The sequence below is a fragment of the Salinibacter grassmerensis genome (assembly GCF_947077765.1).
In the GTDB taxonomy this organism is placed as follows: Bacteria; Bacteroidota; Rhodothermia; order Rhodothermales; family Salinibacteraceae; genus Salinibacter; species Salinibacter grassmerensis.
Genome location: NZ_CAMTTF010000003.1, coordinates 44,720 through 66,613 on the forward strand (window position 1 = coordinate 44,720; position 21,894 = coordinate 66,613).

The 21,894-nt window shown below is 62.9% G+C and carries 14 protein-coding genes and 1 tRNA gene; 10 read left to right on the forward strand and 5 right to left on the reverse strand.

Annotated elements, in window-relative coordinates; all coding sequences use genetic code 11:
• Positions 1–191: 191 nt before the first annotated feature.
• The 4 genes from porD (at position 192) to OJB03_RS07505 (ending at position 4,736) form a co-directional block, all read left to right on the forward strand.
• Positions 192–1,094: a type IX secretion system protein PorD gene (porD, locus tag OJB03_RS07490; protein WP_263786287.1), complete on the forward strand. Its 903-nt coding sequence runs from the start codon at positions 192–194 to the stop codon at positions 1,092–1,094.
• A gap of 221 nt (positions 1,095–1,315) precedes the next feature.
• On the forward strand, positions 1,316–2,380 hold the full coding sequence (gene recA, locus OJB03_RS07495) for a recombinase RecA (RefSeq protein WP_263786288.1): 1,065 nt from the start codon (positions 1,316–1,318) through the stop codon (positions 2,378–2,380).
• Positions 2,381–2,384: 4 nt separating this feature from the next.
• Complete coding sequence (locus OJB03_RS07500; protein WP_263786289.1) at positions 2,385–3,137, forward strand: phosphatase PAP2 family protein; 753 nt, start codon at positions 2,385–2,387, stop codon at positions 3,135–3,137.
• Between the two features lie 330 nt (positions 3,138–3,467).
• Positions 3,468–4,736 (forward strand): DUF1015 domain-containing protein, encoded by a 1,269-nt coding sequence (locus OJB03_RS07505; RefSeq protein WP_263786290.1) that lies wholly within the window; start codon positions 3,468–3,470, stop codon positions 4,734–4,736.
• Positions 4,737–4,812: 76 nt separating this feature from the next.
• Here OJB03_RS07505 and rnr read toward each other — a convergent pair whose 3' ends face one another.
• The 3 genes from rnr to aroB form a co-directional block, all read right to left on the reverse strand.
• Positions 4,813–6,954 carry a ribonuclease R gene (rnr, locus tag OJB03_RS07510; protein ID WP_341482953.1) on the reverse strand — a complete coding sequence of 714 codons (2,142 nt, stop codon included), beginning with the start codon at positions 6,952–6,954 and terminating at the stop codon, positions 4,813–4,815.
• A 93-nt stretch (positions 6,955–7,047) separates the two neighbouring features.
• Positions 7,048–11,889: a translocation/assembly module TamB domain-containing protein gene (locus tag OJB03_RS07515; RefSeq protein ID WP_263786291.1), complete on the reverse strand. Its 4,842-nt coding sequence runs from the start codon at positions 11,887–11,889 to the stop codon at positions 7,048–7,050.
• A gap of 93 nt (positions 11,890–11,982) precedes the next feature.
• Positions 11,983–13,065 (reverse strand): 3-dehydroquinate synthase, encoded by a 1,083-nt coding sequence (gene aroB / locus OJB03_RS07520; RefSeq protein WP_263786293.1) that lies wholly within the window; start codon positions 13,063–13,065, stop codon positions 11,983–11,985.
• 166 nt (positions 13,066–13,231) lie between these two features.
• Between aroB and mnmM the strand changes: the two genes are divergently transcribed.
• The 6 genes from mnmM (at position 13,232) to OJB03_RS07550 (ending at position 20,349) form a co-directional block, all read left to right on the forward strand.
• Complete coding sequence (gene mnmM / locus OJB03_RS07525; protein WP_263786294.1) at positions 13,232–13,813, forward strand: tRNA 5-(aminomethyl)-2-thiouridylate-methyltransferase MnmM; 582 nt, start codon at positions 13,232–13,234, stop codon at positions 13,811–13,813.
• 62 nt (positions 13,814–13,875) lie between these two features.
• Positions 13,876–14,655, forward strand: a complete 780-nt coding sequence (locus OJB03_RS07530; protein ID WP_263786295.1) for an NRDE family protein — start codon at positions 13,876–13,878, stop codon at positions 14,653–14,655.
• A 43-nt stretch (positions 14,656–14,698) separates the two neighbouring features.
• Positions 14,699–15,919, forward strand: coding sequence for a bifunctional alpha/beta hydrolase/OsmC family protein (locus OJB03_RS07535; RefSeq protein ID WP_263786297.1), 1,221 nt, complete (start codon positions 14,699–14,701; stop codon positions 15,917–15,919).
• A 124-nt stretch (positions 15,920–16,043) separates the two neighbouring features.
• Positions 16,044–16,117 (forward strand) — tRNA-Pro (locus OJB03_RS07540).
• 149 nt (positions 16,118–16,266) lie between these two features.
• Complete coding sequence (locus tag OJB03_RS07545) at positions 16,267–17,589, forward strand: helix-turn-helix domain-containing protein (RefSeq protein WP_263786298.1); 1,323 nt, start codon at positions 16,267–16,269, stop codon at positions 17,587–17,589.
• A gap of 132 nt (positions 17,590–17,721) precedes the next feature.
• Complete coding sequence (locus OJB03_RS07550; protein WP_263786299.1) at positions 17,722–20,349, forward strand: HD family phosphohydrolase; 2,628 nt, start codon at positions 17,722–17,724, stop codon at positions 20,347–20,349.
• A gap of 7 nt (positions 20,350–20,356) precedes the next feature.
• Here OJB03_RS07550 and OJB03_RS07555 read toward each other — a convergent pair whose 3' ends face one another.
• A complete protein-coding gene (locus tag OJB03_RS07555; protein WP_263786301.1) occupies positions 20,357–21,286 on the reverse strand; it encodes a GntR family transcriptional regulator in 930 nt (309 codons plus the stop codon).
• A gap of 78 nt (positions 21,287–21,364) precedes the next feature.
• Complete coding sequence (locus tag OJB03_RS07560) at positions 21,365–21,835, reverse strand: hypothetical protein (protein ID WP_263786303.1); 471 nt, start codon at positions 21,833–21,835, stop codon at positions 21,365–21,367.
• Between the last annotated feature and the right edge of the window lie 59 nt (positions 21,836–21,894).

Below are 21,894 nucleotides of genomic sequence, written 5' to 3' on the forward strand. Positions count from 1 at the left end.
ATTGTACTCTTTCGTTATAAAAAAATCAAATATAAAAAATGGACCGTGCAGCCGAGGGACACGAGACAGGGATTTTGGTCTGCCGAGACGGCTGCAAGACGGGGCCTGAGTTAGAAACCTCACGGCGAAGAGAGAGGTAGCATTGTCCCTTCACGCGTTTACCATCCGTCCCCTCCGCAACTGTGTTTAGAATGCCGACGGCCGTGTGGGGGCTTGCTGTCTTATTAGGGACGCTCTCGTTCGCGCCCCCGGCCGATGGACAAGAGTTGCGCTGCCGCGTCCAGATTGACGACTCGCAAATCAGCGGCGCCGAATCGGAGTTCGAGTTTCTCGACGATCTCGAACGTCAGGTCCGAGAGTACATGAACGAGCGCTCCTGGACCGACGACGAGTTTCTGCCCCGCGAGCGCATTTCCTGCTCGATGCAGATTATCCTTCAAGAGTCGGTTAGTCTGTCCGAGTTTCGGGCCCGGCTCATCGTGACGACCCGGCGGCCCATTTACGGAACGTCGCAGTCTTCGGTCGTCGCCCGCGTAAACGACCCAGAATGGCGCTTCGAGTACAGCCGAGGCTCGTCCCTCAACCATGACCTCGACCGGTACGACCCACTGACGTCGGTGCTGGACTTCTACGCCTATCTGATCCTCGGCTACGACTACGACACGTTCAGTCCGCTCGGCGGAGCGCCCTTCTTCGACCGAGCGCAGACCGTGGCCGATCAGGCGGAGGGGAGTGGAGATCCCGGGTGGTCCTCCGTGGGCACCCAGCAGACCCGCGTGCAGCTTCTCTCCAACCTGCGTGCCCAACGCCATGAGCCCCTGCGCCGAGTGTACTACGAGTATCATCGAAAAGGCCTTGATCGGTTTGTGCAGGACACCGAGGCGGCCCGGGAGACCCTGATGGAGGTGCTCCGGACGCTCCGAACGGCCAGCGATCGTCTGTCTCAGTCCTATGCCCTGAATCTCTTTTTCGCGACGAAAAACCAGGAGCTGACCGCGATCTTCGAGGAAAGCGATGTTGAGAGTCAGGCGCAGCGTCTCCTCGTTCAGATGGACCCCTCTCACTCCTCGCAGTACAACCGTCTCACGGAGTGAGGAGCCCCGTCCCGTCCAGACGCCGCGGTATATGTTCGAACCATGTGCCTAAATTTCTGGACTCGGGACCATCCAGGAGGCTACTTCGTTCGCTTTTTTGAAGTTTAAGTCCCCTTAGGCACGTTAGATCTGTGCCGTTCTCGTGTCTACGAAGCCACGAATCGGCCGGGGGCGCTTTGCACCGACACCTGCTCTTTTGATCGAGTCGCGCGAGGTACGATATGTCAAACAAGGACGGAGAAGCACAGGAAAAAGCCCTCGACCTCGCCGTTGAACAAATCCAGCGGGATCACGGCGAAGGGTCAATCATGCGCCTTAGCGATGACCCCAACCAGGAGGTTGAGGCGATCCCGACGGGGTCCCTCGCGCTCGATGATGCGCTGGGGATTGGGGGCGTACCCCGTGGACGCATCATCGAAATCTTCGGTCCCGAGTCCTCAGGCAAGACGACCCTCGCAGCCCACGTTGTTGCGGAGGCCCAGAAGCTTGGCGGAACGTGTGCGTTTGTGGACGCCGAACACGCGTTCGACCCCAACTATGCCGAACAGCTTGGGGTGGACACGGACGAGCTCTTGATTTCGCAGCCGGACACTGGGGAGCAGGCCCTCAACATCACGGATACGCTGGTGCGCAGCGGGGCGCTCGATGTGATTGTCATCGACTCCGTATCGGCGCTCGTGCCGCAGGCCGAGCTGGAGGGAGACATGGGTGACACCCACGTAGGCCTTCAGGCCCGTCTCATGAGCCAAGCCCTCCGCAAGCTGGCGGGTAACATCAACCGCACCAAGACGGCCCTGATGTTCATCAACCAGATCCGCATGAAGATCGGGGTGATGTTCGGAAACCCAGAGACGACCTCCGGCGGCCGCGCGCTGAAATTTTACTCGTCGGTCCGCATGGATATTCGCCGGATTGGGGCCGTCAAGGACGGGCAGGATGTCGTGGGCAACCGGACGCGCGTGAAGGTCAAGAAGAACAAGGTAGCCCCTCCGTTCAAGGAGGCGGAGTTTGACCTCATCTACGGGGAGGGCATCTCGTCGCTTGGAGAGATTATTGATCTGGGAACGGAGTACGATATTCTTCAGAAGCGTGGGTCCTGGTTCTCGTATCAGGACGAAACCGTCGCCCAGGGACGTGAAAACACGAAAGAGTGGCTCGAAGAAAACGACGAGCAGCGCGACGAGATCAAGTCGGCGCTTCGTAAGGAGATTGGGCTCTCGACGGTCGACGAGGAATCGGAGGCCGAGAACGAGGAGGAGTCCGAAGCTGCCGCCGAAGAAGCATAAACCCATGGCCGTCCGACGATGCCTGCACGGATCGATCTGGCTGCTTGTTATCTTCGTGCATGTGGGGGGGCAGGAGGCGGCCCAGGCGCAGCCCTCACACTCGTCGCCGGATCTCGCTGAGTCACGCTTCTGCGAGGAGGCGCCCGACCGCTCGCCTGACGTTCGGGGCCTCGCGCTTTTCTACTGCACAACGCAGTCGGCGCTCGTTGGTGGGCTGTGGGGAGCGCACCGATCGGCCCGCCCAGTATTCTACGGGGCCGTCCCGCTTGCCTGGGGGGGCGCAGCACTCACTGGAGCCCCGGCCGCACGGGCCGCCGCCTACCGTTTGACCCTCACCCAAGGGCTCACGTATGGGCTCGTGGTTGGAGCGAAGCACGTGGTGGGGCGTCCCCGTCCGTACGTCCATCGGCCGTTGGAGGCACGCGCCGATCGTCACAGGCCGCCGGCCCCTGGAGATGCCCGCCTGTCGTTTCCGTCCGGTCATGCGTCCCTCTCGGCGGCCCTCGTCACGTCCTGGGGGCTGTCCTACCCCCGGTGGTACGTCGTGGGCCCCGGTGCGCTCTGGGCCGTGGGTGTGGCGCTGAGTCGCGTGCATCTCGGGGTGCACTATCCCAGCGATGTGCTGGTCGGGACCGTTTTGGGCACAGGGATCGCCTTGCTCGTCCATCAACTTCGCCACGCGGTGACGCCGGCTCCACTGCGGGCCTCCTCAGGCGCGTCTTTCAGCCCACCTCTCGTCCTGCGGGTCACCTTTTGAGTGGGGGGGAGGGGATGTCCCGGCTGGAGGGGCAGGATGCCCGCGCTGCCCAACTCAGAGCGGTGCCTACCCCGGCGGCCCGTGCGTGGATCCCCGGACCGGAGGGGATCCGTGGTCGCGTGCTGGTGGCACGCCGGTTGCAAAGCCGTCCGGTACGCATGCTAGAGCCCCATGCGAAGCACAGCATGCTGCTTCCAGACCGGAAGCGAGAGGCCGTGGATTTTGGAACGGAAAACCCTTTCTAAAAAACAAAGGCTGAGTATGTGTCTTCATCCGCTGGCCAATATACTTGAGTAGTTCGTGTGTCCCCTCACCCAAGCTCAGATGTCTATGGCCACCGTGCATCCATTTCGGGCCGTACGCCCCCTTCCTCAGCACTTTGAAGAAATTGCGTCGGTGCCGTACGACGTGGTTGATACGACTGAGGCGCGCGACCGGGCCGAAGGACGGCCGCGAAGTTTCCTGCACGTAGCCCGGCCCGAGATTGACCTGGCCCCGGAACGGGACACCTACGAGGACGCCGTGTACGAACAGGGGGCCGTCAACCTGCGCCAGTTCGTGGAGGCGGACTACACGTTGCGGGACGAGGCGCCCACCGTCTACGTATACCGTCTCGTGATGGACGGCCGAGAGCAGACCGGAGTGTTCGGGGGCGTGTCGGTTGCCGAATACGACGAGGGCACCATTGTGAAGCATGAAGAGACGCGCCCCGCCAAAGAGGACGATCGCACCCGGCACATCCTCGCGCAACAGGCCCACGCCGAGCCCGTGATGCTGACGTACCGTGACAACGAGACGATTCACGCGCTCGTGTCGGATACCCAAGAGCACGAACCGCTATACGACTTCGAGGCGGAGGACGGCGTACGGCACACGGTATGGAAGGCCTCGGCGCCGAGCCCGCTCGTCGAGGCGTTTCAGAACGTCGATCACCTCTACATCGCGGACGGACACCATCGGTGCAAGGCAGCCAGCCGGGCCGCGGCGACGCTGCGACAATCGGAAACAGCGGGGAGCAAGGCGGACATCCCCGGATACGAGATGTTTACCGCGGTCCTCTTTCCCATGAGTCACATGCACATCATGGCGTATAACCGGGTCGTTTACGAGTTGCCCGCTTCTCCCGGCGACTTTTTGGAGCAACTGGCCCGCGACTTCGATGTGGTCCGCGACGTCGACGACCCGGTTCCGTCCCAGAAGGGGACCGTGTGCCTGTATCTGGACGGGGGGTGGCACCGATTGGCCCTTCCGGAAACGAGCGGCGACCGTGTGGTCGATCGGCTGGACGTATCGCGCCTGAGCGAGCACCTGCTGGAGCCCCGGCTCGACATCAGCGATCAGCGGCGGGATCCCAACATTGACTTCGTCGGGGGCATCCGGGGAACGGATGCGTTGGAGGCCCGGGTGGAGAATGGAGCGGCCCAGCTGGCCATCAGCATGTACCCGACCCGCATTGAGGAGCTGGTGGCGGTGTCGGACGAGGGGAGCCTGATGCCCCCGAAGTCCACCTGGTTCGAGCCCAAGCTTCGGAGTGGGCTGCTGGTGCACGACTTCGCCGGAGACGTGCCCGGCGATGCGTCGGTGACACCCGCAATCTAGGTGCGGGTTCGTGCCGAACCGATGATCGTCGGTCCCCAAGCGATTCTGACAGCGCGGGGGACAGGGAAGACGTGGTCTACTCCACGAACAGGAGGTCGATCTCCCGGTCCTCGACGCTGGCGCTCGCCACCTCCACGCGCACCGAATCGCCGGGCCGGTACGCGGTGCCATTGTTCTCGCCACGAAGCGTGTATGTCGACTCGTCGTACACGTAGTAGTCGTCCATTTCGCGGACGTGAACGAGTCCTTCCACGAGCAGGTCGGTGATCTCGACGAAGACCCCAAACTTCGTCACGCCGCTAACGACCCCGTCGAACTCTTCGCCGACATGGTTCTTCACGTACTCGACCTGCTTGAGCTTCACAGACTCGCGCTCGGCCTCTTCGGCGTTTCGCTCCTGCTCGGAGCAGTGCTCGCACCGAGCCGCGAGGTCTTCAACGTCGGCGGGCGAGCCGCCCTTGGCGTACCGCTTTAGGAGGCGGTGCACCATCAGGTCCGGATACCGGCGGATGGGACTGGTGAAGTGGGAGTAGTAGTCGAAGCCAAGGCCGTAGTGGCCGATGTTGCCGACGGCGTACTCGGCCTTCGACATGGCGCGGAGGGCCGCCCGCACGATGACCTGCTCCTCGGGCTCTCCCTGAACCTCGTCGATGAGGGTGCCAAGGTCCGAGGAGCGTGCATTGCCGTCGGTGAGGGGCAGTTCGTGGTCGAAGACCCGAACGTATTCGGCGAGCTGCTGGATCTCTTCGCTGTCCGGGCTGTCGTGCACACGGTAGACGAACGGAAGCGGCTCATCGGTGCCGTTCGAGCGGTGACGGTCCACGTGCTCCGGCGCGGCGATGTGCTTCGCGACGGTCCGATTGGCGAGCAGCATGAACTCTTCAATGAGGCGGTTCGCCTGGAGGCGTTCCTTCCGCACAATATTCGTGGGGGTGCCGTCGTCGTCCAGGATCACATTCACCTCGTCGGAGCCGAAGTCGATGGCTCCCTCCTGCATCCGGCGCCGGGTAATGGTCTTGGCAAGCCGGTTGGCCTGCACCACGTCCGCCGCCATCTTGTCGTTGGGGTAGCCGCCCTCAATGTAGTCCTGTGCACGGTCGTAGGTGAGGCGCTCCTTCGAGTGGATGACCGTCTCGCAAATCTCATAGTCCACCAGGCTCCCCTCCGTCGTCAATTCCATGAGGATGGAAAAAGCGAGCTTGTCCTCGTGGGGCCGCAGGGAGCAGACCTTGTTCGAGAGCTTCTCGGGGAGCATGGGGATGGTGCGGTCCACGAGATACACGCTCGTGCCGCGTTCCAGCGCCTCCGCGTCAATGGCCGTGTCGGGTTCGACGTAATGGCTCACGTCCGCGATGTGGACGCCCACTTCGTAGTTGCCGTTGCCGAGCTCCTCGACGTGGATGGCGTCGTCGAAGTCCTTGGCGTCGACCGGATCAATCGTAAAGACCGGCTTGTCGCGGAGATCGCGGCGCCGCTCAATCTCGTCGTTGGGAATCTCGACGGGAATGCCCTCGGCCTCGGCTTCTACCTCGTCGGGGAAGTCGGCCTTGACGTCCATGCTCATGGCGAGGGACAGGACCCGTACGTTCGGGTCGTCCGACGGGCCGATGACCCGAAGGATGCGTCCCTCGGGGGAGGCCTTCCGGTCGTCGAAGCGGTCAATGGACACCATGACCTTTTCGCCGTCTTCCGCGCCACTGAACGCGTCCGGGGTGACGTAGACGTCCTGTAGGATGCGCTGATCGTCCGGCTCTACGAAAGCGAAGTCGCTGCGGTGGTGAAAGGTGCCGACCACCTTGGTGCACCGCCGCTCCACCACTTCGAGGACCTCACATTCTCGTTTCTTGTCTTCCGGGGCGCGGGCGGCCACGGCCACGCGGACAAGGTCCCCGTGGAGGGACTCGCCCATGTTCGCCTCCCGGATAAAGAATTCCTCGTCCTGATCCGTGGCCTGAACGAAGCCAAAGCCCTTGTCATGACACTGGAGAACACCAGTGTGCTGGCGCGTGGTGGCCTTGGTCTTGTACTTCCGGCCGTCGCGCTCCACGAGTTGTTGGGCGGTCATCTCTGCGAGCACATCGCAGAATTGGAGGTAGGTCTCGTTGTCCTCAATGCCGAGCCCGTTCGCGATCTCGTGGGAGCGATGGGCATCGTTGGGATGCTCCTGTAGAAAAGCGAGGATGTCTTGTCGAAGGCTGTCAACTTGCGTCTCCGTAATGGTAGGAGGGGGCTATGCTGAAAAAGGAGTTATTATGAATCTTGTATATCGCAACGACCGTCTGCCCGTCGACGTTCGAACCGCACGAAAAAGTCATACGGGCTCGTTCTGGGCAGGCGGCCCCTGCGCCCTGGTGGAGGCAGTGGAATCGGGCGGAGGGACGGGGGGCCCAGCGACTGGATCAGGGGTGGGACGCTCCTCGTCGTCCGATGGAGAATCGGTCGGCAACATCCAGCCAAAGATGCTGTGGAGGAGGGTCCGCCAGGTCGAGAACTGAGTCTGATACGAGACGCCGGCCCCACGGCTACTTGTGAGGGCGCGGCTGGGGGTCAGCTCGTCCCCGGTCCGCCGGTAGAAGACCTTCGCACTCACGCTGGGACTGAGCCGCACCTCCACCACGAACTCCCCCTGTGGGCCTTCGGCGCGTTGGGCCTCCGGGTCGGCCGGGTCATCGTTGGTGTAGACCCCTTCGCCCCGAATGATGAGACGCTCATTGAGCAGGCGCAGGGCCACACCGTAGATCAGGTCCAGGTTGCTCGGGTCCTCGCCCTGCACGCCAAAGTTGAGGTCCACGTTCGGGAGTGCCTCCCCGAGGTACCGGTTGAGCTGGCTCGACACGAGCTGGGACACGCTGTTGAACGCCAGCTGGTTGCCCGCCGTCGTCAACTGATTGCTCTCGCCGTCGGACCCGGGCGTACCGGTCTGGGTGATCGACTCGGTAGTGAGGAGAAACGTGTTCGTCAACAACACGCTCGTGGCGTACTCCGTGGTCCGGGCGGGCTGGTTGAGAACGGCGTCCAGGGTCTCGGAGCCGATCAGGTTCCGCTCCTCACTCCGCGTTATGGATAGGCCAAGGTCCACCTGGGGCGAGGCCACCCGCCCACTGATGGCTAGTTGAACCGTGACGGGGATGCGCCCGCTGTAGCCGTCGAAGCCCGGCAGCCCGGAGGGAGAGGCACGGGTACGGTATTCGGCATCAAGATCCAGTTGTGCGTTGGTGGGGCTTCCGTCCCAGGTAATCGTTCCCTGGTTGATGGCAAAGCGGCGCACGAAGACCTCTCCGGCCGTGAACAAATAGGTGCCGCTGGTCGCATCGAAGCTCCCGTAGACCGAGAAATCGCCCTCTTCTCGCTGCAATTGGACCCGACCGGACCCGACCACCGTCACCACGTCCCCCACCAGCGGATCGAAGACGAGGTTAACCGTTGATTGGTCCGGGGCGGTTACGTTGAGGTTCAGGTTGAGGCCCTCGACGAAGGACGGCACTCCCTCGGGGCGGTCGGCCAGAATGTTGGGCCGACGCGTCAGTTGCGACACGGACGGGGCCTGGCCCGTGGAATCGGCAAAAACGATGAAGCCCGCGTCCTCTTCTACCGTCCGTCCGGAGACGGGGATGTAGAGCTCGCTGTCCGGTGTCGTTCGGGCCGAGTTTGACTCGAGGGTCGCGTCGGGGAGAGGACCGGTGAGGCGCAGGGGGCCTGAGGCGCGGATCTGGCCATAAAACGGGAGATCTTCGGCCTGCGACACGTCGATTACCGTGATGCCATCCAGCGAGGCCGACAGGTCAAAAGAAAAGTACTGGTAGTCGTTAAACAGGATGCTCCCGTCCACGGTGGCCGTGCCCTCTTCGTCCTGAACCCGGAGCGTGCGGGCGTGGATGCCGCGTTTGTCCACCTCTACGGGGCCCTCCACCTCGTAGGCCAGGCCAAAGACCGGTAGCCGAACGGCCCCATTTACGATGTCGAAGTCCGCCTCAAACCGAGGGTCCAGCACCCGACCTCCGATGTGAAGCGGGCCGGTCACGAACCCGCGCACCCCGGCGACACGCTCCTCAAAGATGTACCGGAAGAAAAAGAGATCCGCGCGATCGACGTCCACCGAAAGGTCTAGGGTCTCTCCCGGAGGAAGGGCCGACGTCCGATTGGAGGAAGCCGCACGCGCCCACTCCGGGAGGCGCACCCGGCCCGACACGGAAATGTCGTTGGGCTCCACAGTCCGCGCCCCCGACGGAACCAGTTCCGGGCCCGTCAGCTGCTCCATGTCCTGGGCCTCTGAGCGGAGCCGCCCCCGCACCCGGAGATCTGGGGACTGGGGGGCGTAGGCCAGACGGAGCTGGGCTGAGCCCAGGACGCGACGGTCGAAGGAGAGACGCTGCACCGCCACGTCACTGACCAACTCCGGTTGTCCCAACGCGCTCCGGAGACGAACCTCCCCGTCCAGGTTGCCGCCGATGAGCTGCGGCAGTCCCAATGCCTGCGAGAGGGGCGGGAGGTAAACATTTTGGGCCTCCACGGCCAGAGTGTCTGAGGAGCGCGCCGAGACGGTGCCGCCGATTCGGATTTTTTGCAGGGATGGGGTGTCGGGATGAGGCTGCTGTATCCTGAACGGGGTGACGACAAGGGCGTCCGAGTAGGCCCGAAGCGAAGCAGGCGAGGCGTTTGTCCATTCGCTGCCGTTGATATTCGCCGAGACGTCTTGGAGGCGCAGTTCGTTGGCTCGGGGGGTCACGCGAAGCCCCCCGGACAGGTATACGGAGTCAGCAATACCGAGGCTGTCTGCCTGTGCCTGAAGCCGTCCGGTGCGGCCCCCGTAAGTGAGGGACACGGTGGGGTTCTTGAGGGCAGGCCCTCTCAGCGCTGCGCGCCCAGCAGTGACGGAGGCGGTGGCCAATGTTGACTGTGCGAGCGGGGCATTGATACGGCTGGAGACGTCGTACTCAGCCCTCAGGTCCGTCGCGGCATTCGGCCCGGACTGAATAAGATCGGCCGAGACGCGCCCGGCGGTGTGAAAGCTGTCGGGGCCGACGGAGAGCCGAGTTTCGGCGGTGAGGTTTTCGGTTCTCTTCGGAAAAGCGGGCCACCAGGCATGCACGATCTTTGGCTGGAGGACCTCCATCGTGGCCTTTGCCTTAAGGGGAATCTGGGACTGGAGGGATGCCCGCGATGAGGATTCGGTCGGCAGGTAGAGGGACGGCTGGATGGAAGACTGTTGGCGAGACGGGGACGGCTTGTTGCGCTCGCGACGAACTGCATCTTGAAGCTCTGCGCCCCAGGTCCGTGCCGCCGCCCAGAGGGGAGGGCCGAGAGAGGTACCGTCGGCCGTGAGACGAAGCACGGAGCCGCTCAGCTCGATACGTGGGCGGTCGGCGGTTTGGTCGGCCAGGCGGAGGGCGACGGAGTGTGGAGGCAGCATCACTGTGCTGTCTCCATGATTCACCCGAGAACTGTCTACCTGGAGGACGGCCGTGCCGGTAAGAGAGCGCCACTGAGCCCCACTCCCCCCAACGGTCATGTGTCCATTCAGTTGGGTGGACGGGGCGGGCGGCCCCACGATCGATCCCAAATCGAGATCGGAGCCGGTCACCGTGGCCGTATAGGTCGGTCGGCGATCGATGCCCTGAGCCGCCCCGTTCACATACAGACGTCCTCCGTTGTCCTGCCGGACGTTGAGAGTGCCGTTTGTGCTGTCCCCGTTGATTGTAAGCATGCCGTCGGCGGCGGTGAAGGAGCGACCGCCAATCCGAGAGTCTGAGAGGGACACGTCGACCGAGCCCCGGAGCGTGCCAAGTTGGGTGCCCGACCCGCTGCCCTCAACTTGGCCCGACAGTTGGCTCGCCAGGGCCGGTCGTCCGGTCAGGGGCGCAAGGTTGAGGCTGTCTGCCTTGAGCGTGCCGTTGTAGGTGAGGCCGGAAGACGCCGATCGGGCCACGCCCAGCGAGCCCCGGACTGCTCCGTGCGGGCTCTCCACAGCCAGGCGGGTCGCAAGATCGAACGTGCGAGGACCGGATTGCGCATTAGCGGTCGTGCCCTGCAGCGACGCGGTGAGGTTGAATGGTCCATTGTCGGTGGGGGGCAACGGGGGAGCAGCCGGCCACACATCACGGAGGTCTTCTGGGGCAAGGCGACTGTCTGTGAGACGAAGATCCATCGTGAGCCCCTCGGAGGCCCTTTGGAGGGTCCCGTTCAGGGTGGCGGTGGACGCATTGTGGGTGATCGTGACGTCGTCCGCGCTGAGCCGACGTGCAGTCCCCCCCAACGTGCCCTCGAGTGTCACAACGTCCGCGAGCGGGAGTCGGGGGACAATGCGTCGGATCTCGCCCTGGTCGATCCGGCTCCGATCGAGGCGTACCGAGACCTGGGGCGAAGCTCCGTCCGGCGCGCTAGTTTGGATAGAGGCCCGTCCTCGAATGCGGGTCGTATCTAAGGACAGATCCAGCCCCGTTATCGACCAACTGTTCGATGTCCGCTGCAGTTGCCCTTCGACGAACGAGACCCGGAGGTCCTCGTCCGGCATGGAGAACGACCCGTTGCTAAGCTCCACGAAGCGCCTCGTGCCCGTCCGTTGGGCGACGGCGCTGAACGAAAGCCCCTTGACGGTTGTCTGCGTGTAGTCGAACAGCCAGCCCCGTCGGACGAGATCGGGGGCGGAACCGCTGCGAGTCGTGGTCACGCGGCCCCTCTGCACCTCAATATCCGCAAACGTTAAGTCCAGGGCGTTTCCCGAAGAGGAGGGCGACACCTGCCGAAAGGCATCCGCGGCGTTCCAGGCCCCCGCAGAGTCGCGGTGCAGTACGAGGTGAGGCCGAATTAGGGTGAGGGACTGGACGGATAACTCCGCGGTCAAGAGGTTGGCCCACTGCGGCGTGGCCTGGATCCCCTCGACCGTCCCGACGAGCGTGCCCGAAGAATCCCGTAGTTGTACCCCGCTTGCTTCAATGCTGGTGAGAAGAGAGCCGCTCAGGGAATCGATTGAGAGGGTTCCCAGGAATTGCTGGTCGAACTGCGCCTCAATTTGTTGTCGGATCTGATCACGGCCCACCTCCGTCCGCGTGAGTCCGACGAAGAAGACGACCCCAACCATCACCGCTGCGAAGGCCACGCGGAAGGCTCGCCACAGCGGTTGGGTGAAGGAACGGCGGGTGGACGAATCGGGCACGAAGACGGGCCGAAGCCGGAGAGGTGGTGAAAGGCGTCATCGAGGCAACCGCCTGCTATCGGCGTGTTGACACGACTGAGGGGGCTGGGCGTTTCAGTCTGAACATGCAAACTGCCAGGCATGACGAGCGTCGGCCTCCGTCACATCGCCAGTCACGTACGCCTCGCCCAACTGTTCTAGAAGCACGAAGCGGATGGTGTCCCCTTTGTTTTTCTTGTCCGCCGCCATTGCCTCATAGAGGTCGGGAAACGACACCTCGGCGGGGTCGGACGCAATCGGCACGGCACGGAGTACGTGATCGAGACGCTCTCGGGGCAGTGCCTCGGGATGGCGCTGATGGGAGAGATAGAGCCCGGCCCGCATTCCGAGCGCGACGGCCTCGCCGTGGGTGAACGCGCCGTACCCCGCCACGCGCTCAAGGGCGTGGGCAAAGGTATGGCCGAAGTTCAGAATGGCGCGCCGGCCCTCTTCTCGTTCATCGGCACTTACGACGTCGGCCTTCACGCCCACGGCATCCTCAATTACCGACGAGATGACCGTTCGGTCTTTGCGGGCCATGACGGGAACCAGGTGATCCTCCAGGACCTCGAAGAGCTCGGGGTCACGGATGAGGGCGTGTTTAATCACCTCCGCCATCCCGCTTGTGTACTCCCGCATCGGCAGGGTGTCAAGCGTCTGAGGGTCGGCGCAGACGAGTTCTGGTTGATAGAAGGCGCCGATCAGGTTCTTGCCGGTGTCGTGGTTGATGGCCGTTTTGCCCCCCACCGACGCGTCGACCTGGGCGAGAAGGGAGGTCGGCAGCTGCACAAGGGGCAGACCGCGCAGGAGGGTCGCCGCGGCAAACCCGGCAAGGTCGCCGACGACGCCGCCCCCGAGGGCAAGCACCGGGGTCTGCCGATCGATGCCCCAGGTGAGGGCGTCGTCGTAGACACGGTGAAGGCACGAGGCCGACTTGGTCTGCTCGCCGGGGGGAAGGACGATGGAACGCACCGTCCAGCCTGCGTTGGAAAGGCCCTCAATGAGGGGCGTCTTGTAGTGGTGGGCCACGTTCTCGTCGGTGACGAGGAGACACTGCTCAGCCGCGAGCCCGGCGTCCTCTAGCAGTGACGGGACCGTGGCAAGGGAGTCGAAATGAACGGTGTAGCTCCGCTCATCAAGGTCAACAAAAACGGCCATGGACGCGAGAGTTGTTGGTGTGGGTCTCTCTTCTCTTCACGGACCGGCGGGGCGTGAGATTCCTTCTCCCTCCGGAATTTGATGAGTCTGGTCGTGTGTCTCCGGAGCGTTTCCGGTTCCGGGTCGATCGTGCATTCTGCCACGCAACAATTCCTCCTCCATCTGTATGGTGATCCCGTCGATCTTGGAGCACGCGCACACCCTCGCTGGGCGAGCAGTGGAGGAAGGCGGGGTTGCAGTAGACGCCACGGTTGGCAACGGACACGACACGGCGTTCCTGGCCCGGGCGGTCGGCCCGGACGGGTCTGTTGTGGGATTCGACGTACAGGAGAAGGCCCTCGCCGAAGCCCGAGAGTGCTTGGAGGCGGAGGCCCCCGCCGCATCTGTTCGGCTGGTGCACGCGGGGCATCAGACCCTCGCCCGACACTTAGATGAGGCGAAGCAGGGCCGGGTCGGCGCCATCATGTTCAACCTGGGCTATCTGCCCGGCGGGGACCACTCGATCACGACGCGTCCCGAGACGACCCGTCAGGCCCTGAAAGCCAGTGCGGAGGTGCTCCGGCCTGGCGGTGTCATCACGACGGTGGCCTACACAGGGCACGAGGGCGGGAAGGCAGAGGCCGAAGCGGTCGAGACCTGGGTGTCGGCGCTTCCACAAGAGCAGTTTCGGGCCCTGTCCTACCGATTTCCGAATTGGAGCAACGACCCGCCGCGTCTGTTTGCAGTGGAGAAGCGACGTGACGCGTAGACGTTGGCCGGGTTCGCTGCACCGGCGCCTGCTTCTTCCCTTACTCATACGACGGCCGCGCCATGTGCCTGATTCTCTTCGCAAACGACGTGCATCCGGAGTACCCTCTCATCTTCGCGGGGAACCGGGATGAGTTTTACGACCGGCCGACGGCCCCCGCCGCGTTCTGGGACGACGCGCCCCACGTGCTGGCCGGGCGAGACCGGAAGGCGGGAGGGACGTGGCTCGGCATCACGCGCCGGGGGCACTGGGCGACGGTGACCAACGTCCGGGACGAGCGGCCCCATCGGGAGGACGCGCCGTCGCGAGGGCGTCTCGTGGCGGACTACTTGCGGGACGAGCCCGCGCCGGATGCGTACCTCGAAGACGTTGAAGCGGAGGCGGATCAGTACAACGGGTTTAATCTGCTCGTGGGGACGGCCGAGAGCACATTCTACTACTCCAATCGGGACGGCACCCCGCGGCCCGTACAGTCCGGAATCCACGGCATGAGCAATGCGCAGCTCGACGATCCGTGGCCCAAAGTGGAGCGAGGCACTTCCCGTCTAGACACGCTCTGTAACGAAGACGAGCCTTCTGTGGAGGCTTTCTTCGATGTCCTCGACGATCGCCGACCGGCCCCGGACGAGAACCTTCCCCAAACCGGGGTGGGGCGTGAGACCGAGCGGATGCTCTCGCCGCCGTTCATCGATGGTGACGAGGCGTACGGGACCCGCGCCTCCACCGTTTTTCTTGTCCACCGCAGCGGGCACGTGACGTTTGCCGAGCGGAGTTTTGACGGCGGAATCTCGACGGAGACCCGGGACTTTACATTCGACGTGACCTCCCGCGTGGCGTCTTAGTTTCCATCTCCAGTGTGCATTCGCAGTAGGACTTTTTTCGTTTATGTCCGAAAAACTTCGATTTGAAAACGCGAATGGGAATACCCTGGCCGCACGGCTCGACCGTCCCGATGGCGAGTCGCCCTGCGCATTCGCGCTCTTTGCGCACTGCTTCACCTGCTCCAAGGATTTGCGGGCCGCCGGGGCCATCAGTCGGGCGCTGACCCGGCATGGCATCGCCGTGCTTCGATTCGACTTTACCGGGCTCGGGGAAAGCGAGGGAGAGTTCGCGGACACCAATTTCTCGTCCAACGTCGAGGATCTGATCGCGGCGGCCGATCATCTCGCCGAGCACCACGAGGCGCCTCGCATTTTGGTGGGCCACTCGTTGGGGGGCGCCGCGGTGCTCCAGGCCGCTCAGCGGCTCGATTCCGTGCAGGCGGTGTCAACCATCGGAGCCCCGTACGACCCCGAGCACGTCACCCGGCACCTCGAAGATGCGGTAGCGGACATCAAAGAAAACGGGGAGGCCCGCGTCCGCCTGGCCGGGCGTACCTTTACTATCCGGAAGCAATTCCTCGACGATCTGGCGGCGACGAAGATGGAAGACACCATCCGAACGCTCGACCGGGCGCTCCTGATCTTTCACTCGCCGGTGGATCAGACCGTCGGGGTGAACAACGCCGCCAAGATTTTTCAGGCCGCCAAGCACCCGAAGAGCTTCGTCTCACTCGACGATGCCGATCATCTCCTCACGGATCGGTCGGACGCAGAATATCTGGGGGTGGTCCTGGGAGCCTGGGCTGAAAAGTACGTCGACCGGTCCGCCTCCGAACCCGAAACACCGGACGGCGACGTGGTGACGCGTACCGAAGGGGCCTACCGCACCGAGATCCAGGCCGGTCGGCACTCTCTGGTTGGAGACGAGCCCGAAGGGGTGGGGGGCGACGACGAGGGCCCCACACCATATGGCTTTCTGCTGTCGGCACTCGGCAGTTGTACGGGGATGACCCTTCGCATGTACGCCGATCGCAAAGAGTGGCCCCTCGACGAGATCGTCGTCCGTCTATCCCACGAAAAAGTTCACGCAGAGGACTGCGAAAAGTGCGACACGGATCAAGGACAGGTGGACTGCATCGAGCGAGAAATTGAAGTCCGGGGCGACCTCAGTGATGCCCAGCGTGAGCGGCTTTTCGAAATCGCCAACAAGTGTCCTGTCCATCGCACCCTCCTCAGTGAAGTCGACGTTTCTTCTTCACTCCGAACCCGATCCGACACGCAGTAGCCGTTTCGGTGCGGCCGCCAATCAGCACGCCTTCGTCGAGAACTCATAAGAATCGAGCCCCGATTTGACCCCGATGGTCCGAACCCGCGGTGGCCTGCATCATATTAGGTCTTGCAATTAAAAACGGGACGTGGCGCAGCTCGGTAGCGCACATGTATGGGGTACATGAGGTCGCCGGTTCAAATCCGGCCGTCCCGACTTCTTGGGCCTTGAGGCCGTTTCTCCGGATCTTGCCGGCGGAACGGCCTTTTCTTTTGCGGGTTTGCCGACTGGCTCCGCCGGTGAGCCCCCGTTCAGTCAGAGAGTAACGCCGGGTTCGGGACCTCCCACCGACTCTTCTCGTCGCCATGCCCGATGATTTGGACACTCCCGCTCTGCGGCGGTTCGCGCGCGACCTGAGCCGGATCCGTGAAGACCGGGGTGTATCTCGTGCAGCAATTCAGGAGGAAACCCAGGTACACGCCTCGCACCTGAAGTCCTTCGAGGAGGGCGTTCTCCACGAAGAGGAGAGAATGAATGGCGTCTACCTGAAAGCGTTCGTCCGTGCCTACGCCGAGGCGATTGGGCTTTCCACGGAGACAGTCGTGGATCACCTGGAATCTGCGCTCTCCGGCACCTACGACGATCAGCTTGCTGCCGCATTTGTCAGTGTGCCACCGGCGGAAGACGAACCGGATGATCCTGAGACCTCCGCGCCCAAGTCCTCGGCGGAGGAAGAACAGGAGGCCGCCCCATCGCCGGGCCCGGTCGATGAGCCTGAAGATGCTTCCGAGGCCGCAGGCGGCGTCTCTCAGGGGGCGGCGTCCGAGCCGACCCAGGCGCCCCCTCAAGATGAGTCTCCAGCAGCCCACCCCCAGGCCCCAAACAGCTCAGGTGCGTCTGCTTCCTCGACGGACAGCGACCGTTCGTCCGGAGACTCACAGGAGGGGAAGCATTTTTCGGACCTGACTGAAGAGGAAGAGGCGAAGACAAGACGTAATCAATCCTCAATGTCCGAGCCCCCTCCGGCACGTCGCGCCTCCCGGACAGACTCATTTTCCGGGGACGTGCAGGAGTTTTTCGCGGATCATCGCGGCAAAGTTCTTTTGGCTGTTGGGGTTGCCCTCGTGCTCGCACTGGTGGGGGGACTGGGAATCTACCTCACGGGGGAGGACGCGACTTCTGAGGCATCATCGGAGGGCGAGACCCTAGAGGCTTCTCCTGCTGCTGAGGCCGGCCCGTCGGGGACCGAAGCCGCTGGCGATACGAGTACATCGCCGCCGCAACCCCCTCGGCAGCCCCCGGCCGACATCACGCTTGGCGACACCCTTCACGTCACGGTTCGTGCAACCGCGGACGTTCGGGAACTCCGGGTTCAGCAAGATGACAACCTCCGGCGGCCGTACTGGATCGAGGCGGGCGAGGCCCGCGTCTTTCCGTTTGCCGAACGGGTGACGCTCCAGAATCAGCTTGATAGCCTGGAGGTTCTTCTCGAAGGGTACCGGTACCCCATCACCTCGACCGACGAGCAAGGGCGGGTCATCATTCGCCGGGACACGGCCGAGCAGTTTGCAGATACCCTCCGTGGCCCCCCTCTCTCCATCCCGGAATCCCCCGACACGATCCGGGGCCAAGACTCGTTTCCAGATCCAGATACTACGTCCTCGGGGAGGGCTGGCGCGGAGTCCTGAGTGCTCGTGCGGATGCCCGAAAGGATCCTCTTTGTCCCTGTACGCATTCGGATTGTCCTTGGCATCACGTCACGGCCCGTCCCTCTGAACGTCGAGGGACGACGGTCTTCGTCATTGGTTGCACGGTCCACTATGGGACTTCTCGAGTTGCTCGGTTGGAGCCGGCGGACGCCTCAACCCGTGGGGCATGACCTCGAAACCGGGGACGGGTCCGAAGACCCTGAGGCCTGGAAGCGGTGGGCCCTGCGCGGAGGACTCTTTTTGGGCCTTGTGGCCCTCACTGTCGCGGCGTTCCCACGGGGCGATTTTTACGAGTATACGGTCGAGGTGGGCGACACGTGGCGACAGTCTACACTCAGCGCCCCCTTTAACTTCCCCGTGTACCTCGATCAAGAGCGTGTAGAGGCCCGGCGTGACACCGTTCGAGAGAATACGCCTCCGTATTTTCGCGAGGTGCAGGGGGCGTCACAGAAACTCACGCAAAACCGCGACACCCTGCGTGGCCAATTGGATCGTATTCTGGAGGCCTACGCGAGTTACCGCTACCATCAACAACAGGGAGAACGGGAGGCCGCCCGTCAAGACTCCCTGGACTACGTCCGGCGTCGCCGGAATGCTCAGGTCACGCTTAGCGCTTCGCAGTGGGAGTACCTAGCAGCCGAGTACGCGGAGGACGTGCAGAACCTTCGCTCCCCCTCTCGCCAGTCTGCCGACCAGCCGTCATCCCGTCTGCACGGACGCCTGCTTGACGCGGCGTTCGAGGTGGGCGGACAGCTCTTGAGTCTCGGGGTTATGAACCGGCCGCGCGATTCTGTGTTAACCGACGAGATTCTGGTCCGGAACCAACAGGACCAGACACAACGCAGGGTCCAAAAAGACAACCTTTATGGTCTCAACGAGGCGTTCGAGTACGCCGAGCGCCAGCTCCGCGAGAGGTTTTCTGCGAACCGGGAGCACTCCCGCGTCGCAGCCTCCTTCTTCCGGGCGATCTTCGTGCCGTCGCTCCAGTATCTCCGCGAAAATACGATGGAGGAGCGCGAACGGCGCGCCAAAAAAGTAACTGCTATCCAGGGAGGGGTGGAGGAAGGGGAACCAATCGTACGGACGGGCCAGCGAGTCACCCAGGAAATCAAACGCAAACTCACCTCCCTCGAACGGGCGAAGAGTGATCAGCTTGGGTCCAACATCGTCGTGAAACAGTTGAGTGGGGAGGTTCTCTTCACCCTTCTTGGCTTTGGGTTCTTCTTCTTTTACCTGTATCTCCTCCGGCCCGAGATTTGGTCCAAAAACCGGGACCTAATTCTGATATCGGTGGTTCTTGCGTTCATCACTGCCCTCTACGGGATCGCGATTCGGACCCCTTGGTCCCTGTACGTGGTGCCCGTGCCGCTCGCGTCGGTGCTGCTCACCATCGTCTTTAATTCTCGCATCGCCCTCATTGGGACCCTGGTGCTGGCCCTGACCGGGGGGCAGATGTTGGGCCTCGACCTCGAGTACACAATCGCCACCTTCTTTGCCGGCGCGTTCGGGATCTTCAGCGTCCGGGACATAAAAAATCGAGGCCAGTTTTTCGTGAGTGGCGGACTGGCATTCGCCGGGTATGCGCTCGTGCTCTTTGCCACCTGGCTGTACCTCGACCTCCCCTTTGGACGTGTGGCGCCCGACCTGGCCTACGCGGCGATCGCCTCCGTCATTACGATCACGGCGTCGCTGTTTTTGTGGGCCCTGGAGCGCACCTTCGACATCACCACGGACCTGACTCTGCTTGAGCTGTCGGACACGAACCGTCCGTTGCTTAAAGAGCTGAGTCTGCGGGCGCCCGGATCGTTCAATCATACGCTTCAGGTTGCCAACCTGGCCGAAGCCGCCGCCGACCGGATCGGGGCCCACGCGTTGCTGACTCGGGTGGGGGCGCTCTACCACGACATCGGCAAAATGAAGAAGCCGGAGTATTTCGTGGAGAACCAGCGCACGATGTCCAACCCCCACGACGAGCTGAAGCCTCGGATGAGCGCCCTCATTATCGCAAGCCACGTGAAAGAGGGGGTCGAAATGGGGCAGGACGACGGGCTGCCCGAGCAGGTGCACAAGTTTATCCCCATGCACCACGGGACGGCACGAATCGAGTATTTCTACCAGAAGGCCCTCAGCCGAGCCGAGGACGGGGACCAATCCGTTCCGGAATCAGAGTTTCGCTATCCGGGGCCCAAGCCCGACTCGAAGGAAACCGGCATCCTGATGCTAGCCGATTCCGTAGAGGCCGCGAGTCGGAGTCTTGATGATCCGTCCCCCCGTCGCCTCGAGAACCTCATCGATCTTCTCTTCAGTGAGCGGATTGATGACGGGCAGCTCGACAACACGGACCTCACGTTCCGTGATCTCCGGTTGATTAAGGACACGTTCCTGAAGATGCTGCTTGGCATCTACCACGTGCGGGTCAAGTACCCGAACCAAGAAGAAGAATCCGCTGAGCCGGACTTCGAGGTGGTGTCCCTGCGGGCGGATCGGCCGTATGTCAACGTCTCCGTGGCCTACAGTCAGGACGCATGGGGAAACTGGATCGAGCCCGAACCGTCCTCGCCGGAGCGTTCGCGCAAAGAGCCGCGCCCTCAACTCGCAGACGCGTCTCCTCACTCCTCCGCCTACCCGGACGCGGAGGGGATGCCGGCAGATCAGAACGGGAGGGAGGAGCCTCCAGTGACGGAGGAGACGGCCGGGACGGAATCTGGGGACGAGGAGGCGCCCCCACAGGAAGGATAGTGGACCGTTACGCCGGCACGGCGTCGGCAATGGCCTCAATCGAGTCCTTGCTGACCAGCAGCTTCAGTTCTTCGACATCGTGGAGGGACTCGTCTAGGTAAGGGCGAAGGCGGCGCTGACTCGCCGGGGTCGCGAGCAACAGGTCCGTCTCTTGGACAAAGCTCTGCAGGTGGTCCGCTTTGCGATCGATCGACGCGGCAATGACCTGCCCATCGTAGGCTGTGTGGGACCGGAGCTCTTCCGACAAGGGGGGGATGGTATCTTGGTAGCGCGACACCAGTCCGAGCGTCTCCCGGTCGCGAAGTCGAGCCACCGTTTCAAGAACGGGGGGAGGAAGGTGAGTCGAAAACCCCATCGTGTCCGTCCTTGAGAGTGTTTCCAAGATCTCCGCGAGGCAAGGGTACGGTGAGAAGGCAAAGTCCGCGTCCTTGTGGCGCTCAATTTGAGAGAGTGAGACCGGCAAAACGGTTTTTTGGAGAGCAGTGCTCAGCTGGTCTGCACACATCCGATTCAACTCGTCATGAGGGCCTACGGCAATAAGCTTGCGCTCCAGTCCCGCGTGGTCCAGCAGTGTGGCCTGTTCTTGGAAGAGGGACTCGATCTCTGTGTCACTAAGCCCCAATCCGACCAGTTGCTGTAGTGTGTCGTTGACGACTTTTGCCCCGCGTTCCATCCGTTCGCTCTTGGCCAGGGGCGTCCGCTCTCTGACGGTGTACCCACTTCCGACCTGAGAACTGAGAAGCCCCTCGTCTTCGAGCTCCTGATACGCCTTTCGAACCGTGTGAAATGAGATGTCGAGTTGATCGCCCAACGAACGAGTTGAGGGAAGCGTGTCGTTAACATTGTAATGCCCGGACGCGATGAGGTATCGGAGTTGATTGACGAGCTGCTCTCGGACCGACACGTTCGCGTCGGGGTCAATGTCTAAAGTCGACATGTCCGTTAACTCCGTTATTGCAAAGTAAAATAGGTTGCTCTTGTCCCAACGGCGCTTGGACGTAGGTGTATCGTTCACCTACGTGTGCGACGACGCCTCCTGGGGCCGAAACGACTCGCGCGCAGCGTCGCGGAGCGCCTCAAACCCCGGCCACTGAGTTGGCTGGAGTAGATATGTCGTGCGTCCCACCGCAAGTTCGACGTCGAATGATGTCGTGCGCACGTTGAAGACGGGCTTCCACTCTCGGGGGCGACCGACCAGCACGTCGTAGACACTCCGGATGGCCGCCTGGCCGGGGCGAAAGCTCACCTCGGCAGGGGTTCGGCTCAGGGAGAAGTGCGTCCACACCGTCGCTAGGGCGATGGCAGCGGGGAGCCCCCAGACGAGATACGCCCAAATGGGCTGTTCGAGGAGAGCCGAGGTGGTGGCGCCCACCATCAGCGGGACGGTACACACCCCGAGAGGAGGGCCCAAGAACCGTGTATAGACCAGTCCCCACGAGTCTTCTCCGGGATGGTGAGTGCTCTCAAAAACGGTGGCCACATCCATCGGGGCGGTACCATGAGGGATAGAATGTCGGTCCCTGGTCTTCTCGTCGACCCGGTCCT

Bases quoted from the DNA above. Each gene is read 5' to 3' on its own strand.
- aroB (WP_263786293.1), bottom strand. From the start codon at position 13,065: ATGGCCGTTTTTGTTGACCTTGATGAGCGGAGCTACACCGTTCATTTC.
- OJB03_RS07555 (WP_263786301.1), bottom strand. From the start codon at position 21,286: ATGTCGACTTTAGACATTGACCCCGACGCGAACGTGTCGGTCCGAGAG.
- recA (WP_263786288.1), top strand. From the start codon at position 1,316: ATGTCAAACAAGGACGGAGAAGCACAGGAAAAAGCCCTCGACCTCGCC.
- mnmM (WP_263786294.1), top strand. From the start codon at position 13,232: ATGGTGATCCCGTCGATCTTGGAGCACGCGCACACCCTCGCTGGGCGA.
- OJB03_RS07545 (WP_263786298.1), top strand. From the start codon at position 16,267: ATGCCCGATGATTTGGACACTCCCGCTCTGCGGCGGTTCGCGCGCGAC.
- OJB03_RS07560 (WP_263786303.1), bottom strand. From the start codon at position 21,835: ATGGATGTGGCCACCGTTTTTGAGAGCACTCACCATCCCGGAGAAGAC.
- porD (WP_263786287.1), top strand. From the start codon at position 192: ATGCCGACGGCCGTGTGGGGGCTTGCTGTCTTATTAGGGACGCTCTCG.
- OJB03_RS07500 (WP_263786289.1), top strand. From the start codon at position 2,385: ATGGCCGTCCGACGATGCCTGCACGGATCGATCTGGCTGCTTGTTATC.
- OJB03_RS07550 (WP_263786299.1), top strand. From the start codon at position 17,722: ATGGGACTTCTCGAGTTGCTCGGTTGGAGCCGGCGGACGCCTCAACCC.
- OJB03_RS07530 (WP_263786295.1), top strand. From the start codon at position 13,876: ATGTGCCTGATTCTCTTCGCAAACGACGTGCATCCGGAGTACCCTCTC.
- OJB03_RS07505 (WP_263786290.1), top strand. From the start codon at position 3,468: ATGGCCACCGTGCATCCATTTCGGGCCGTACGCCCCCTTCCTCAGCAC.
- OJB03_RS07535 (WP_263786297.1), top strand. From the start codon at position 14,699: ATGTCCGAAAAACTTCGATTTGAAAACGCGAATGGGAATACCCTGGCC.